Annotated in this window: 13 protein-coding genes; 4 read left to right on the forward strand and 9 right to left on the reverse strand. The window is 62.2% G+C overall.

Annotation, left to right across the window (positions count from 1 at the left end):
• Window positions 1-9: 9 nt before the first annotated feature.
• The 6 genes from rodA to AC3ISR_RS24825 form a co-directional block, all read right to left on the reverse strand.
• Window positions 10-1,113 carry a rod shape-determining protein RodA gene (gene rodA, locus AC3ISR_RS24800; protein WP_050572452.1) on the reverse strand — a complete coding sequence of 368 codons (1,104 nt, stop codon included), beginning with the start codon at window positions 1,111-1,113 and terminating at the stop codon, window positions 10-12.
• Window positions 1,114-1,144: 31 nt separating this feature from the next.
• Window positions 1,145-3,043 carry a penicillin-binding protein 2 gene (gene mrdA, locus AC3ISR_RS24805; protein WP_192299036.1) on the reverse strand — a complete coding sequence of 633 codons (1,899 nt, stop codon included), beginning with the start codon at window positions 3,041-3,043 and terminating at the stop codon, window positions 1,145-1,147.
• A 15-nt stretch (window positions 3,044-3,058) separates the two neighbouring features.
• Window positions 3,059-3,526: a 23S rRNA (pseudouridine(1915)-N(3))-methyltransferase RlmH gene (gene rlmH / locus AC3ISR_RS24810; protein ID WP_003176297.1), complete on the reverse strand. Its 468-nt coding sequence runs from the start codon at window positions 3,524-3,526 to the stop codon at window positions 3,059-3,061.
• Window positions 3,527-3,535: 9 nt separating this feature from the next.
• Window positions 3,536-4,030: a ribosome silencing factor gene (rsfS, locus tag AC3ISR_RS24815; RefSeq protein ID WP_192299037.1), complete on the reverse strand. Its 495-nt coding sequence runs from the start codon at window positions 4,028-4,030 to the stop codon at window positions 3,536-3,538.
• 69 nt (window positions 4,031-4,099) lie between these two features.
• Window positions 4,100-4,744, reverse strand: a complete 645-nt coding sequence (gene nadD / locus AC3ISR_RS24820; RefSeq protein WP_120450098.1) for a nicotinate-nucleotide adenylyltransferase — start codon at window positions 4,742-4,744, stop codon at window positions 4,100-4,102.
• Complete coding sequence (locus tag AC3ISR_RS24825) at window positions 4,744-6,009, reverse strand: glutamate-5-semialdehyde dehydrogenase (protein ID WP_192299038.1); 1,266 nt, start codon at window positions 6,007-6,009, stop codon at window positions 4,744-4,746. Before AC3ISR_RS24825 ends, nadD begins: the two co-directional genes overlap by 1 nt.
• Window positions 6,010-6,184: 175 nt before the next feature.
• On the opposite strand from AC3ISR_RS24825, the gene AC3ISR_RS24830 reads away from it, so the two are divergent.
• Both AC3ISR_RS24830 and AC3ISR_RS24835 read left to right on the forward strand, forming a co-directional pair.
• The gene (locus AC3ISR_RS24830; protein ID WP_192299039.1) at window positions 6,185-6,868 is read left to right on the forward strand and encodes a DNA-3-methyladenine glycosylase; all 684 of its coding nucleotides are present in this window, start codon (window positions 6,185-6,187) and stop codon (window positions 6,866-6,868) included.
• Window positions 6,869-7,086: 218 nt separating this feature from the next.
• Window positions 7,087-8,403 (forward strand): bifunctional DedA family/phosphatase PAP2 family protein, encoded by a 1,317-nt coding sequence (locus AC3ISR_RS24835; RefSeq protein WP_463983900.1) that lies wholly within the window; start codon window positions 7,087-7,089, stop codon window positions 8,401-8,403.
• Here the strand turns inward: AC3ISR_RS24835 and AC3ISR_RS24840 are convergent.
• Genes AC3ISR_RS24840 through AC3ISR_RS24850 form a run of 3 tightly spaced genes read right to left on the reverse strand, consistent with a single transcriptional unit; the run spans window position 8,397 to window position 10,078 of the window.
• Complete coding sequence (locus AC3ISR_RS24840; protein ID WP_463983901.1) at window positions 8,397-8,990, reverse strand: LON peptidase substrate-binding domain-containing protein; 594 nt, start codon at window positions 8,988-8,990, stop codon at window positions 8,397-8,399. The genes AC3ISR_RS24835 and AC3ISR_RS24840 overlap by 7 nt on opposite strands.
• Window positions 8,991-9,011: 21 nt before the next feature.
• Window positions 9,012-9,728 (reverse strand): LrgB family protein, encoded by a 717-nt coding sequence (locus AC3ISR_RS24845; RefSeq protein WP_192299042.1) that lies wholly within the window; start codon window positions 9,726-9,728, stop codon window positions 9,012-9,014.
• Window positions 9,725-10,078 (reverse strand): CidA/LrgA family protein, encoded by a 354-nt coding sequence (locus AC3ISR_RS24850; protein WP_192299043.1) that lies wholly within the window; start codon window positions 10,076-10,078, stop codon window positions 9,725-9,727. The genes AC3ISR_RS24845 and AC3ISR_RS24850 overlap by 4 nt, the downstream gene beginning before the upstream one ends.
• A 160-nt stretch (window positions 10,079-10,238) precedes the next feature.
• On the opposite strand from AC3ISR_RS24850, the gene AC3ISR_RS24855 reads away from it, so the two are divergent.
• On the forward strand, window positions 10,239-10,694 hold the full coding sequence (locus tag AC3ISR_RS24855) for a MaoC family dehydratase (protein ID WP_003194496.1): 456 nt from the start codon (window positions 10,239-10,241) through the stop codon (window positions 10,692-10,694).
• A 105-nt stretch (window positions 10,695-10,799) separates the two neighbouring features.
• The gene (locus AC3ISR_RS24860) at window positions 10,800-12,518 is read left to right on the forward strand and encodes a C13 family peptidase (RefSeq protein ID WP_463983902.1); all 1,719 of its coding nucleotides are present in this window, start codon (window positions 10,800-10,802) and stop codon (window positions 12,516-12,518) included.
• Window positions 12,519-12,523: the final 5 nt, after the last annotated feature.

Raw genomic sequence — 12,523 nt, forward strand, 5'->3', positions numbered from 1 at the left:
TCACCTTATTCAAACCTGTGCGATCCATTTGCGATGCGTATGAATCGACATCAAAACCCCAAACGCTGACAGCAATGTCACCAGCGAAGTTCCGCCGTAGCTAATGAACGGCAACGGCACCCCAACCACCGGCAGCAGGCCACTGACCATACCGATGTTGACGAAAACGTAAACAAAAAAAGTCATGGTCAAGGCGCCGGCCAGCAGTTTGCCGAACAGCGTCTGCGCCTGGGCGGTGATCACCAGGCCGCGACCAATCAACAGCAGGTAGATCAGCAACAGCGCGCAAATGCCCACCAGGCCGAACTCTTCGCCCATCACCGCAATAATGAAGTCGGTATGGCTTTCCGGCAGGAAGTCCAGGTGCGACTGGGTGCCGAGCAGCCAGCCCTTGCCGAACACGCCGCCGGAGCCGATGGCGGCCTTCGACTGGATGATGTTCCAGCCGGTGCCCAGCGGATCGCTTTCCGGGTCGAGGAACGTGAGAATCCGCTGCTTCTGATAGTCGTGCATAAAGAAGAACCACATGGCGATCGCCACGGGCACGGCGGCGGCCAGCACGCTGAGAATCCAGCGCCAGCGCAAGCCGCCCATGAACAGCACGAACGCACCGCCCGCGAGAATCAGCAGCGAGGTGCCGAGGTCGGGCTGGCGCACAATCAGGATGAACGGTATGCCGATCAGGATCAGGCTGATACCCACGTGCTTGAGCTGCGGCGGCAAGGTGCGCTTGGACAGGTACCAGGCGATGGTCGCCGGCATCAGGATCTTCATGAATTCCGACGGCTGGAAGCGAATCACCCCCGGAATGTTGATCCAGCGGGTCGCGCCCATGGCGTTGTGCCCCATCACATCCACCACCACCAGCAGCAGCACACCGGCCACATAACCGAGCGGCACCCAGCGCGCCATGAATCGCGGCTCCAGCTGGGCAATCACCACCATCGACAACAGGCCCAGGCCGAACGACGACGCTTGCTTGATCAGCAGGTCCCAGTTCTTGCCGCTGGCCGAATACAGGACAAACAGGCTGCCGGCCGCCAGGGTCAGCAGCAGGATCAGCAACGGGCCATCGATGTGCATGCGTTGCAACAACGTCGCGCGGCGACGCATCACATCCTCGCTGGAGAGGATGCGGTCAAAATTACTCTTCACTGGCCGTAACCTCGGTGCTTGAAGGGGGGCCGCCATATTCGGGCTTTAGCCTGCCGTCGTCGGCCAACAGCCAGGCGTCCATCACTTGGCGCACCACGGGGGCGGCGACACCGGAGCCGGACTCGCCGTTCTCGACCATCACCGCGACCACGATCTTCGGATCATCCGCCGGCGCGAAGCCGACAAACAAGGCGTGGTCACGGTGGCGCTCCTGGACCTTGGAGCGGTCATACTTCTCGCCCTGCTTGATCGCGACCACCTGGGCCGTACCACTCTTGCCGGCGATGCGGTATTGCGCGCCAATCGCCGCCTTGCGCGCGGTGCCACGGGCGCCGTGCATCACTTGCTGCATGCCGTGGTTGACCTTGGTCCAGTCAGACGGGTCGCGCAGCACGATGTCGGCAATCGGGTTTTCGTCCACCGGTTTCTCGCCTTCGATGGTCTTGGCCAGGTGCGGACGGTTCCAGATGCCTTTGTTGGCCACCAGCGCGGTGGCCTGGGCCAGTTGCAACGGCGTGGCCTGCATGTAGCCCTGGCCGATCCCGAGGATCAGGGTTTCGCCGGGGAACCAGGCCTGGCGGCGGGTCGCGCGCTTCCATTCCCGCGATGGCATCAGGCCAGGGGATTCTTCGAACATGTCCAGGGAGACTTTCTGGCCAAGGCCGAACTTGCCCATGTAGGCAGAGAGGCGGTCGATCCCCAGCTTGTGGGCCAGGTCGTAAAAATAGGTGTCGTTGGAGCGCATGATCGCGGTGTCCAAATCGACATAGCCGTCACCGGTACGGTTCCAGTTGCGGTATTTGTGATCGTAGTTGGGCAGCATGTAGTAGCCCGGGTCGAACACCCGGCTGGAGGCCGTGACCACGCCCGCGTCGAGCCCGGCAATCGCCACCGCCGGCTTGATCGTCGAGCCCGGTGGATACAGGCCGCGCAACACGCGGTTGAACAGTGGCCGGTCGATCGAATCGCGCAACTCGGCATACGCCTTGAAGCTGATACCAGTGACAAACAGGTTGGGGTCGAAACTCGGCTGGCTGACCATCGCCAGCACTTCGCCCGTTGCCGGGTCCAGCGCCACGACGGCACCACGCCGCCCGCCCAGGGCCATCTCCGCCGCTTCCTGCAGCTTGATGTCCAGGCTCAACACGATGTCCTTGCCCGGCACCGGGTCGGTGCGTTTGAGCACCCGCAGCACACGGCCACGGGCATTGGTCTCGACTTCCTCGTAACCCACCTGGCCGTGCAGTTCCGGCTCGTAGAAACGCTCGATGCCGGTCTTGCCGATATGGTGGGTGCCGCTGTAATTGACCGGATCGAGGCTTTTCAGCTCTTTCTCGTTGATCCGCCCCATGTAGCCGACGGAGTGGGCAAAGTGCGGCCCTTGCGGGTAATGCCGTACCAACTGCGCCACCACTTCCACACCTGGCAAACGGAACTGGTTCACCGCGATCCGGGCGATCTGCTCTTCGGTCAACTCAAACAGGATCGGCACCGGCTCAAATGGCCGGCGCCCCTGCTTCATGCGTTTTTCGAAGACCACCCGGTCTTCCGGGGTCAGTTGCAGCACTTCGACGATCACATCGAGGACCTGCTGCCAATCGCCGGAACGCTCGCGGGTCATGCTCAGGCTGAAGCTGGGCCGGTTGTCCGCGACCACCACGCCATTGCGGTCGAAGATCAGCCCACGGGTCGGTGGAATCGGCTGCACATGCACCCGGTTGTTTTCCGACAGCGTGGAGTGATAGTCGTACTGGATCACTTGCAGGAAATACAGGCGCGCGATCAGCACGCCGATCAACCCCACCACCAGAAACGCACCAAACACCACGCGAGCGCGTACCAGACGTGCGTCTTTCTCGTGGTCCTTGATGCGGATCGGCTGGGTCATCGGGAGGGGCGCAGGCTATTTGTGGTAAGGGTGCCCGGACAGGACTGTCCAGGCGCGATACAGCTGTTCACCGATCAGAATCCTTACCAACGGGTGCGGCAACGTGAGCGCCGACAGCGACCAGCGCTGGTCCGCCCGCGCACAGACTTCCGGCGCCAGCCCCTCGGGGCCACCGACCATGAAGTTGACCGTGCGCGAATCCAGGCGCCAGCGATCCAGTTCCACCGCCAACTGCTCGGTGCTCCAGGGTTTGCCGTGCACCTCGAGGGTGACAATGCGCTCGTTGGGGCCGACCTTGGCCAACATGGCTTCGCCTTCCTGACGGATAAAGCGCGCCACATCGGCATTCTTGCCCCGGGTATTGAGCGGTATCTCCACCAGTTCCAGCGACAGCTCGGCGGGCAGACGCTTGGCATACTCGTGCCAGCCTTCTTCTACCCACTTGGGCATGCGTGAACCGACAGCAATCAGACGCAGGCGCACAGCCGTTCCTTATTCCTGGTCTTTGTTCAGCTTGTCGAAGTGCGCGTGGCCCACTTCCGGGCTGTGGTGCTTGCCATCGGCGGCACGGCTCTGCTCGGCGCCTTTCCACAGACGCTCGAGGTCGTAGAACTGACGGGCGCTGGCGGTCATCATGTGAACGATCACGTCGTCCATATCCAGCAGGACCCAGTCGCTGTCGCCCTTGCCTTCTTCACCCAGCGGCTTGACGCCTTGGGCTTTGACGGCTTCGCGGACTTTATCGAGCATCGCGCCGATCTGACGGTTCGACGTACCGGTGGCGATGATCATGAAGTCGGTGATGCTTTGCTTGTCACGCACGTCCAGCACCTGGATGTCCTGGGCCTTGACGTCTTCCAGGGCCGCCACGGCGACTTTGACCAGCTCTTCGCCAGCCAGCTCTGGGCCAACGTGGGCTTCAACCGGCAGCGGGGCGCTTTTGAAGGTGCCTTTGCGCTTAACTTTGCTTACGTCTTTGTTCGTCATATAAAACTCGTTTTGCTCGTATGTTCGGGTGCTCGCTGTACGACTGTTCGTACGTTCAAGCACGCCTTTTCAGTTCGACGCACGGTAAAGCCCGTGCGCATCGATGTAGGCCAGGACCGCGTCAGGCACCAGGAAACGTACCGACTTACCGCTGGCCAGCAGTTGACGGATCTGGGTGGCGGACACCGCAAGCGGGGTCTGCCAGACGAATGCAATATTCCCGTTCGGCCCGGTCAGGGCCAAGGGGTCACTTACCGACCGCGCGGCCAGCAGGTTGCGCAAGGCATCCGGCGGTTCGCTGTCGGCATCCGGGCGTTGCAGAACCAGGATGTGGCAATGCTGGAGGAGTTCCTCCCAGCGATGCCAAGAGGGCAGGCCGCAAAATGCGTCCCAGCCCAGAAGCAAAAACAACTGGTCATCGGCGGCCAGTTCGGCGCGCATCAGCTCCAGGGTGTCAACAGTGTAGGACGGTTTATCGCGCTTGAGCTCACGGTCGTCCACCACCAGCGGCGCGATGCCTTCAACGGCAAGGCGCACCATTTCCAGGCGCTGCTGCGGCGACACCTGCGGTGTATCGCGGTGCGGCGGCCGGAAATTGGGGATCAGGCGCAACTCATCCAGCGCGAGGGCATCCGCGACTTCCAGGGCACTGCGCAAATGGCCGATGTGCACGGGGTCGAAAGTACCGCCGAGCAGCCCGATGCGTTTAGCCATCAAGTGCGCACGTGACCGTCGCCGAACACCACGTACTTCTCGCTGGTCAGGCCTTCGAGGCCAACCGGGCCGCGGGCGTGGAGCTTGTCGGTGGAAATACCGATCTCGGCGCCCAGGCCATACTCGAAGCCGTCGGCAAAACGCGTCGAGGCGTTGATCATCACCGAAGCGGAGTCCACTTCGTTGAGGAAACGCCGCGCATCGCTGAAATGCTCGGAGACGATCGCGTCGGTGTGCTTGGAGCCATAGGTGTTGATGTGCTCGATGGCCTCGTCCAGGTCATCGACGATCTTGATCGACAGGATCGGCGCAGTGTATTCGGTGTACCAGTCCAGCTCGGTCGCCTCGATCACGTCCGCGCCGAGCAGCGCGCGGGTACGCTCGCAACCACGCAATTCCACACCTTTATCCCGGTAGATGGCAGCCAGGGGCGGCAGCACGCGCTCGGCAATGCCGGCGTGCACCAGCAGGGTTTCCATGGTGTTGCACGGGGCGTAGCGGTGGGTCTTGGCGTTGTCGGCGATGCGGATCGCCTTGTCGATGTCGGCAGCGATGTCGATGTACACGTGGCACACGCCGTCCAGGTGCTTGATCACCGGCACCTTGGCATCACGGCTGACGCGCTCGATCAGGCTCTTGCCACCGCGCGGCACGATCACGTCGACGAATTCCGGCATGGTGATCAACGCGCCAACAGCGGCGCGGTCGGTGGTTTCCACCACTTGCACCACTTCGGCCGGCAATTCGGCCACGGCCAGGCCCTGCTGGATGCACGTAGCAATGGCGCGATTGGAGTTGATGGCTTCGGAGCCGCCACGCAGGATAGTGGCGTTGCCGGACTTGAGGCACAGGCTCGCAGCGTCGATGGTCACGTTCGGACGCGACTCATAGATGATGCCGATCACGCCCAGGGGCACGCGCATCTTGCCGACCTGGATGCCGGACGGCAGGTAGCGCATATCGCGGATTTCACCGATGGGGTCAGGCAGCTTGGCCACCTGACGCAGGCCTTCGATCATGTCGTCGATACGTGCCGGGGTCAGCGCCAGGCGGTCCAGCAGTGCCGGCTCCAGGCCATTGGCGCGGCCGTTGGCCAGGTCCAGTTCGTTGGCGGCGCTGAGCTCGGAGCGCGAGGCATCCAGAGCGTCGGCGGCCGCCAGGAGGGCGCGATTCTTCTGCGCAGTGCTCGCACGGGCGATCAACCGCGAGGCCTGACGGGCAGCGCGACCCAGGCGGGTCATGTAGTCAAGAACGGACTCAGTCATAGTCAGGGAGTCTTGGCAGGGAGGAAAGCGGCAGATTATAGCTGTGACGCCGCTCGACTGACAGCGGTGAGGGGCGGATGGTCGAAATGAACTGTAAAAACCTGGGGTTCAGCGGTAATTAAGGTGGGAGTTGTTACTATTCCGTCACTTTTAGCCGTATCAACCCCTGACCGCCATGCCCAATTCAGCCACCCGACGCCCCGCCAGCGCCCTGCCCGACAGCTTCTTCGACCGTGACGCGCAGATTCTCGCGCGGGAATTGCTCGGAAAAGTCATACGTCATCGTGTCGGTGAAATCTGGCTTTCGGCGCGAATTATCGAAACCGAAGCCTATTACGTGGCCGAAAAAGGCAGCCACGCCTCACTCGGCTACACAGAAAAGCGTAAGGCTTTGTTTCTGGACGGTGGGCACATCTACATGTACTACGCCCGTGGCGGTGATTCGCTGAACTTCAGCGCCCAGGGGCCGGGCAATGCCGTGCTGATCAAATCGGCTTATCCATGGGTCGATGAACTGTCCGGGCCAGCGAGCCTGGCGCAGATGCTGCTGAACAACCCCGATGCCAATGGCAGCCCGCGCGCCGCGCAAAAGCTGTGTGCGGGCCAGACGCTGTTGTGCAAGGCGCTGGGATTGAAGGTGCCGATGTGGGATGCCAAACGCTTCGACCCGCAGAATCTCTACGTTGAAGACGTAGGCCAGGTGCCGACGCAGACCATCCAGACCACCCGCCTGGGCATCCCCAGCGGCCGCGACGAGCACCTGATGTATCGCTTCGTCGATGCGGGCTACGCGCCTTATTGCACACGGAACCCGCTGCGCAGGGGCCAGGTCGAAGGTCGCGATTATTTTTTGATGTGAACTGATTGGCCAGTTATGCCTGCTGAACATAAATTCGCAGGCACAGCAGACCCCATGTGGGAGCGGGCTTGCTCGCGAAAGCGGTGGCTCAGTCACCGATTTTATCAACCGATACACCGCTTTCGCGAGCAAGCCCGCTCCCACAGTTTGATCTTCAGTGTTTCGGGCTACGCATTACCAAGCGCGCAAGCTGAATAGAATAGATGGAGTGGATTTGTATGGGCCAATGGCTCGATGGCATCACCGGCTGGCTGACCCTCAACCCCGAATGGCTGGCGGCGGCAGTGTTTATCGTCGCGTGCGTGGAGTGCCTGGCCATCGCCGGGTTGATCGTGCCGGGCACGGTGATGCTGTTTGCGATCGCCGCACTCGCCGGCAGCGGTGCACTGTCATTGAGTGAAACCCTGTTGCTGGGCTTTCTCGGCGGCTTGCTCGGCGACGCAATTTCCTACTTCCTTGGCCGACACTTCCATCAGAACATCCGGCGCCTGCCCGGCCTGCGCCATCATCCTGAATGGATGAACGCTGCCGAGAGTTACTTCCACAAGTACGGCATTGCCAGCCTGCTGGTCGGACGTTTTATCGGCCCCTTGCGCCCTATGCTGCCGATGGTTGCCGGCATGTGCGACATGCCGCTCCCCCGCTTCGTCGCCGTGAGTATTCTGGCGGGCGCTGGCTGGTCGGTGGCCTACCTGCTGCCCGGCTGGGCGACCGGTGCGGCGTTGCGCCTGCCATTGCCGGAGGGATTCTGGCCGGAAGCGGCGGTTGTCGCGGCATCTATCGCCATATTGCTGGGACTGAGCCTGAACAGCAGCCTGCGCGGCCATCGGCGGGCCACGCTGTGGGTGGGTTGCGCCAGCCTGACGCTGTTGATCGCGCTGTTTATCGGCTACCCCCACCTCAATGACTTCGACCAGGGCCTGATCGCGCTGGTACAAGAGCACCGCAGCCCATGGCTGGACGAAGTGATGGTGCGGATCACCCAACTGGGTGAATTCAAGAAGATGTTCGTTGCCAGTGCGATCTTCACCGGCTTGCTGCTGCTGGCCCGGCAATGGCGCCATGCGGTGTTTGTCGGCGCCACGCTGGCCAGCGCCGCCGTGATCAACACCGCCGCCAAGTTGTTTTTCGCCCGTGGCCGCCCGGAGATCCTCACCGACCCGCTGACCAGCTTCAGCATGCCCAGCGGCCATGCGTCGGGTTCTTTCGCATTCTTCCTGGCGCTGGCGATGCTGGCCGGCCTTGGGCAACCGACACGACTGCGCATGACCTGGCTCTTGCTGGGCTGCATTCCCGCCGCGTTCATCGCCTTGTCGCGGGTCTACCTGGGCGTGCACTGGCCGACCGACATCCTCGCCGGTACCCTGCTGGCGATGAGCGTCTGCGCCTTCAGCCTGAGCCTCAGCCAGCAGCGCAGCCCACTGCCAGCCTTGTCGCGCAAAGCCTGGTGGCTACTGTTGCCGGCCATCGTCGCGGTACTGAGCTTTATCGCCCTCACCGGCACGCCTCACGCGCTGCTGCGATACGCCTATTGAGTGAAGAGCTCGCCCTGCAACTCGTCGAGCAACATCTGGATCGCATCCAGGCGCTGCTGCGGATCGTCGAGTTGCAGCAGGTCGATCTTGTCGGCCTCGGTGAACGGCAGTAGATAGGCCAACTGGTTGCCCAGGACTTGCTGGCCGTCGGCGTGGGTGTCCATGTCCAGCGAGGCCACCATCGGATGCTCGGCCAGCGCCTGGAGCAACGCCAGCAGGTCGGCATCCTCCTCTTCCAGCGGCTGGTCCGGCGCCTCGTCCAGCCATTGCACCTCGGCCAGCAGCAACTGGTCCTTCTGCACCCCGGCATCAAGCACGCGGAAACGCCGCCCGCCTTCGACACGAATCCCCAGCAGGCCGTTGTCCTGTTGCTTGAAGTCGCGGATCAACGCTTCGCAGCCAATCAACGCGTAGCCATCCGGGGCCAGGCCCACTTCCTTGCCGTCGAGGATGCACACCACGCCGAAGCTTTCGCCCTTTTTCATGCAGCGGCTGATCATGTCCAGATAGCGCGCCTCGAACAGTTGCAAGTCGAGGGTGCAGCCAGGGAACAACACGGTATTGAGCGGAAACAGCGCCAGACTCATAAAGGTTTCCTTAAACCCGGTTTAAACGATCACCGACACAGCCAGCGGCAGGAACACCGCCGTAGCCACGCCCATCAGACTCATGGCCAGCGCCGCAAAGGCACCGCACTCTTCACTTTCCTGCAATGCCACCGAGGTGCCGACGGCGTGGGCAGTCATGCCCAGTGCCATGCCGCGCGCCTCGGGACTGTGCACCCCCAGGCGCGACAACAGCGCCGGGCCGACCATTGCGCCGACCACCCCGGTGATCAGCACAAACACCGCGGCCAAGGCCGCCACGCCGCCGATCTGCTCGGCCACCAGCATGGCAATCGGCGACGTCACCGACTTGGGCGCCATGGTCATCAGCATCATGTGCTCGGCGCCAAACCACCAGCCCAGCAGCACACACAGGCCGGTGGCCAACACCCCGCCTATCACCAGCGTAGTAAAAATCGGCCAGAACAATTGACGAATGCGCCGCAGGTTCAGATAAAGCGGCACCGCCAGCGCCACGGTCGCGGGGCCGAGCAAGGTGCCCATGATCTCGGTGCTCTTGCGGTACTCGGCGTAACTCAGGCCACAGGTGAGCAAGATGCCGATCACCAGCAGCATGGACACCAGCACCGGCTGCAGGAAGATCCAACGGGTTTTCTCGAAACCGGCCAGCACCAACTGATAGGCGCCGAGGGTAATACCAATGCCGAACAAGGGGTGGTGAATCACTGCGGCCCACGCGCCGTGCCAGTCGAAGATCATTGATCCTTCTCCTTGCGCTTGACCATGCGCTGCATCAGCACACCGACAAACCCCATGGCGATCACCAGCGACAGCACCAGCGCGCCGACGATGGCCCAGAAGTCCGCCGCGATGTCCTTGGCATAGACCATCACCCCCACCGCCGGCGGCACCAGCAGCAGCGGCAGATAACGCAGCAGGCTGCCGGCCGCCAGGCTCAGGGGCTCGCCGACTTCGCCAGTGCAGATCAGGAAGCCGAGCAGCAGCAGCAAGCCGATAATCGGCCCCGGCAATATCGGCAGCAGCAAATGGTTGATCGCCGTGCCGATCAATTGGAACAGCACCAGCCATGTCAGCCCACGTAACAGCATCCGTTCTCTCCCCCGTCAAAACCCGCCCGCATTATAAGCACGCCCGCCCTATGCTCCGGCATTCGCCAAAAGCATGGTGGGTTGACCGAGCCTGTTGCCCATGATGATCTAAGATGGATTTCGCCTACCTATAAAAACCGATGAACCAAGGAGAGACGCAATGCCCTATGTACCTGTAGCGCAGCTCAAAGATTATGTCGGCAAGGAACTGGGACGTTCCGAATGGCTCACCATCGACCAGGCGCGGATCAACCTGTTCGCAGAGGCCACCGGCGATCATCAGTTCATCCATGTCGACCCGGTCAAGGCCGCGCAAACCCCGTTTGGCAGCACGATTGCCCACGGTTTCCTGTCGCTGTCGCTGATGCCCAAGTTGATGGAAGACATCCTGATCATGCCCGAAGGCCTGAAAATGGCCGTCAATTATGGCCTGGACAGCGTGCGCTTTATCCAGCCGGTCAAGGTCAATTCCAAGGTGCGCCTGAACGTGACGCTGACGGACGTCACCGAGAAAAAACCCGGCCAATGGCTGTTCAAGGCCACGGCGACCCTGGAAATCGAAGGCCAGGAAAAACCCGCTTACATCGCCGAGTCGCTGTCACTCTGCTTCGTATAAGCCCGGCCCTGTGATGAGGCACTGAAACTCATCACAGGGTATGTAAATTTATGTATGAACCTCGCGGCTGCGGCATACTCGGCGCTCAATTATCCGGATCCCGCTATGCGCCCACTTGCTCCCCTTGCCCTTGCCCTGTTGCTCACCGCTTGCGGAGACGGCGAATCGCTGTTGCCGCCCGATGCGCGCCTGCCCGATGGCGGCCGCTACCGGGGTGATGTGGTCAATGGTTTGCTGCAAGGCCAGGGCCGCGTCGACTACCCCAATGGCAGCTGGTACGCCGGCCAGTTCGACAACGGCCAGTGGCACGGCCTGGGTGAATGGCACGGCAGCAACGGCGAAGTCTACAAAGGCGAGTTCCAGCAAGGCCTGTTCGACGGCCAGGGCAGCCTGACCACGCCGGGCAGCAGCTATGTCGGTGGTTTCAAGCGTGGCCGACGCAACGGCGAAGGCACCCTCAAAGAGGGGCAGATGACCTATCGCGGCGAATTCAAGGATGACCAGTACTCCGGCCTCGGGCGCCTGGAGTTGGCCGATGGCAGCCAATACCAGGGCCAGTTCGCCCACGGTAAGCCCAATGGCGAAGGCCAGCGCAACGACGACAGCGGCAACCAGTTCAGCGGCCACTTCGTCGATGGTCAGCTCGAAGGCAATGGCACTTTCAATAGCGCCGACGGCGACATCTATGTGGGCCAGTTCAAACAAAACCAGCTCAACGGCAAGGGCCGTTATGAAAACGCCGACGGCGACGTGTGGATCGGCCAGTTCAAGGAAGGCGCGCTGAGTGGCAAAGGCGAGTTGATCGGCGTGGACGGCAGCCACTATGTCGGCCAGTTCAGCGATTGGCGCTTTACCGGCGAGGGCCGCCTGAACCTCACCGACGGCAGTTTCTATATCGGCGGCTTCGACAGCGACAACTACCAGGGCCGCGGCACTCTCGTGCAAACCGACGGCACCGTGCAAGCCGGCACCTGGGTCAACGGCATGCGCGTGCGCGACGCCGACGGCAAACTGCTCCCCGACCCACTGGAAATCGGCGTACTGGCCCAAGGCCAATTGCTCGATGCCGCCCTCGCCGCCGTGCCCGCCTCCACCCCCGCCGTCGAGCTGTACACCCTGGTGCTGGCCGGCGATGGTAAACAAAGCGTGTTCCTGCGTGAGGCCGATTACGTCAGCAACATGCTCGCCACCCGCTTCGGCGCGCGCGGGCAGATCCGCCTGGTCAACCACCGTGACCATATCGCCGACCGCCCCCTGGCCACCCGTGAAAGCCTGCGCCGCGCCGTGCAGACCCTGGCCGAACGCACCGGGCCGGAAGACCTGGTGTTTATCTACATGACCAGCCACGGTACCCATGAACACGAACTGGTGCTGGACCAGCCGCGCATGGAGCTGGCTGACTTGCCGGCCGACGAACTGGCCGCCGTGCTCGCACCGCTGAAAAACCGCGACAAGGTCATCGTGATTTCCGCGTGTTATTCCGGCGGGTTTATCCCGACGCTGAAGGATGAGCGTACCCTGATCATGACCGCCTCGCGCGCCGACCGGGTGTCCTTCGGTTGCTCCGAAGAAGCCGACTTCACCTATTTCGGCGACGCCCTCTTCGCCCAGGCCTTCAACCAGACCGACGACCTGCAGCAAGCCTTCAAACTGGCGCAACTGCATGTCAGCGAACGCGAACAGGCAGACAACTTCGAAGCTTCGGAACCGCAGATCTGGGCGCCGAAAGGCGTGATCGCCCACTGGCAGTTATTACGCAAACAGCAGGCACGAAAGGCGCTGGAAAGCGTCTCAATGAATAGCAAGGAAGCCAAAGGCAACTAAGCTGT

The sequence above is a fragment of the Pseudomonas sp. GL_117 genome, assembly GCF_057835125.1.

What these genes read in the sequence shown, in the direction of transcription:
- nadD (WP_120450098.1), bottom strand. Translation starts at nt 4,744, where the DNA reads ATGGCTAAACGCATCGGGCTGCTCGGCGGTACTTTCGACCCCGTGCAC.
- AC3ISR_RS24825 (WP_192299038.1), bottom strand. Translation starts at nt 6,009, where the DNA reads ATGACTGAGTCCGTTCTTGACTACATGACCCGCCTGGGTCGCGCTGCC.
- AC3ISR_RS24850 (WP_192299043.1), bottom strand. Translation starts at nt 10,078, where the DNA reads ATGCTGTTACGTGGGCTGACATGGCTGGTGCTGTTCCAATTGATCGGC.
- mrdA (WP_192299036.1), bottom strand. Translation starts at nt 3,043, where the DNA reads ATGACCCAGCCGATCCGCATCAAGGACCACGAGAAAGACGCACGTCTG.
- AC3ISR_RS24840 (WP_463983901.1), bottom strand. Translation starts at nt 8,990, where the DNA reads ATGAGTCTGGCGCTGTTTCCGCTCAATACCGTGTTGTTCCCTGGCTGC.
- rodA (WP_050572452.1), bottom strand. Translation starts at nt 1,113, where the DNA reads ATGCGTCGCCGCGCGACGTTGTTGCAACGCATGCACATCGATGGCCCG.
- AC3ISR_RS24835 (WP_463983900.1), top strand. Translation starts at nt 7,087, where the DNA reads ATGGGCCAATGGCTCGATGGCATCACCGGCTGGCTGACCCTCAACCCC.
- rsfS (WP_192299037.1), bottom strand. Translation starts at nt 4,030, where the DNA reads ATGACGAACAAAGACGTAAGCAAAGTTAAGCGCAAAGGCACCTTCAAA.
- AC3ISR_RS24855 (WP_003194496.1), top strand. Translation starts at nt 10,239, where the DNA reads ATGCCCTATGTACCTGTAGCGCAGCTCAAAGATTATGTCGGCAAGGAA.
- AC3ISR_RS24845 (WP_192299042.1), bottom strand. Translation starts at nt 9,728, where the DNA reads ATGATCTTCGACTGGCACGGCGCGTGGGCCGCAGTGATTCACCACCCC.
- AC3ISR_RS24830 (WP_192299039.1), top strand. Translation starts at nt 6,185, where the DNA reads ATGCCCAATTCAGCCACCCGACGCCCCGCCAGCGCCCTGCCCGACAGC.
- AC3ISR_RS24860 (WP_463983902.1), top strand. Translation starts at nt 10,800, where the DNA reads ATGCGCCCACTTGCTCCCCTTGCCCTTGCCCTGTTGCTCACCGCTTGC.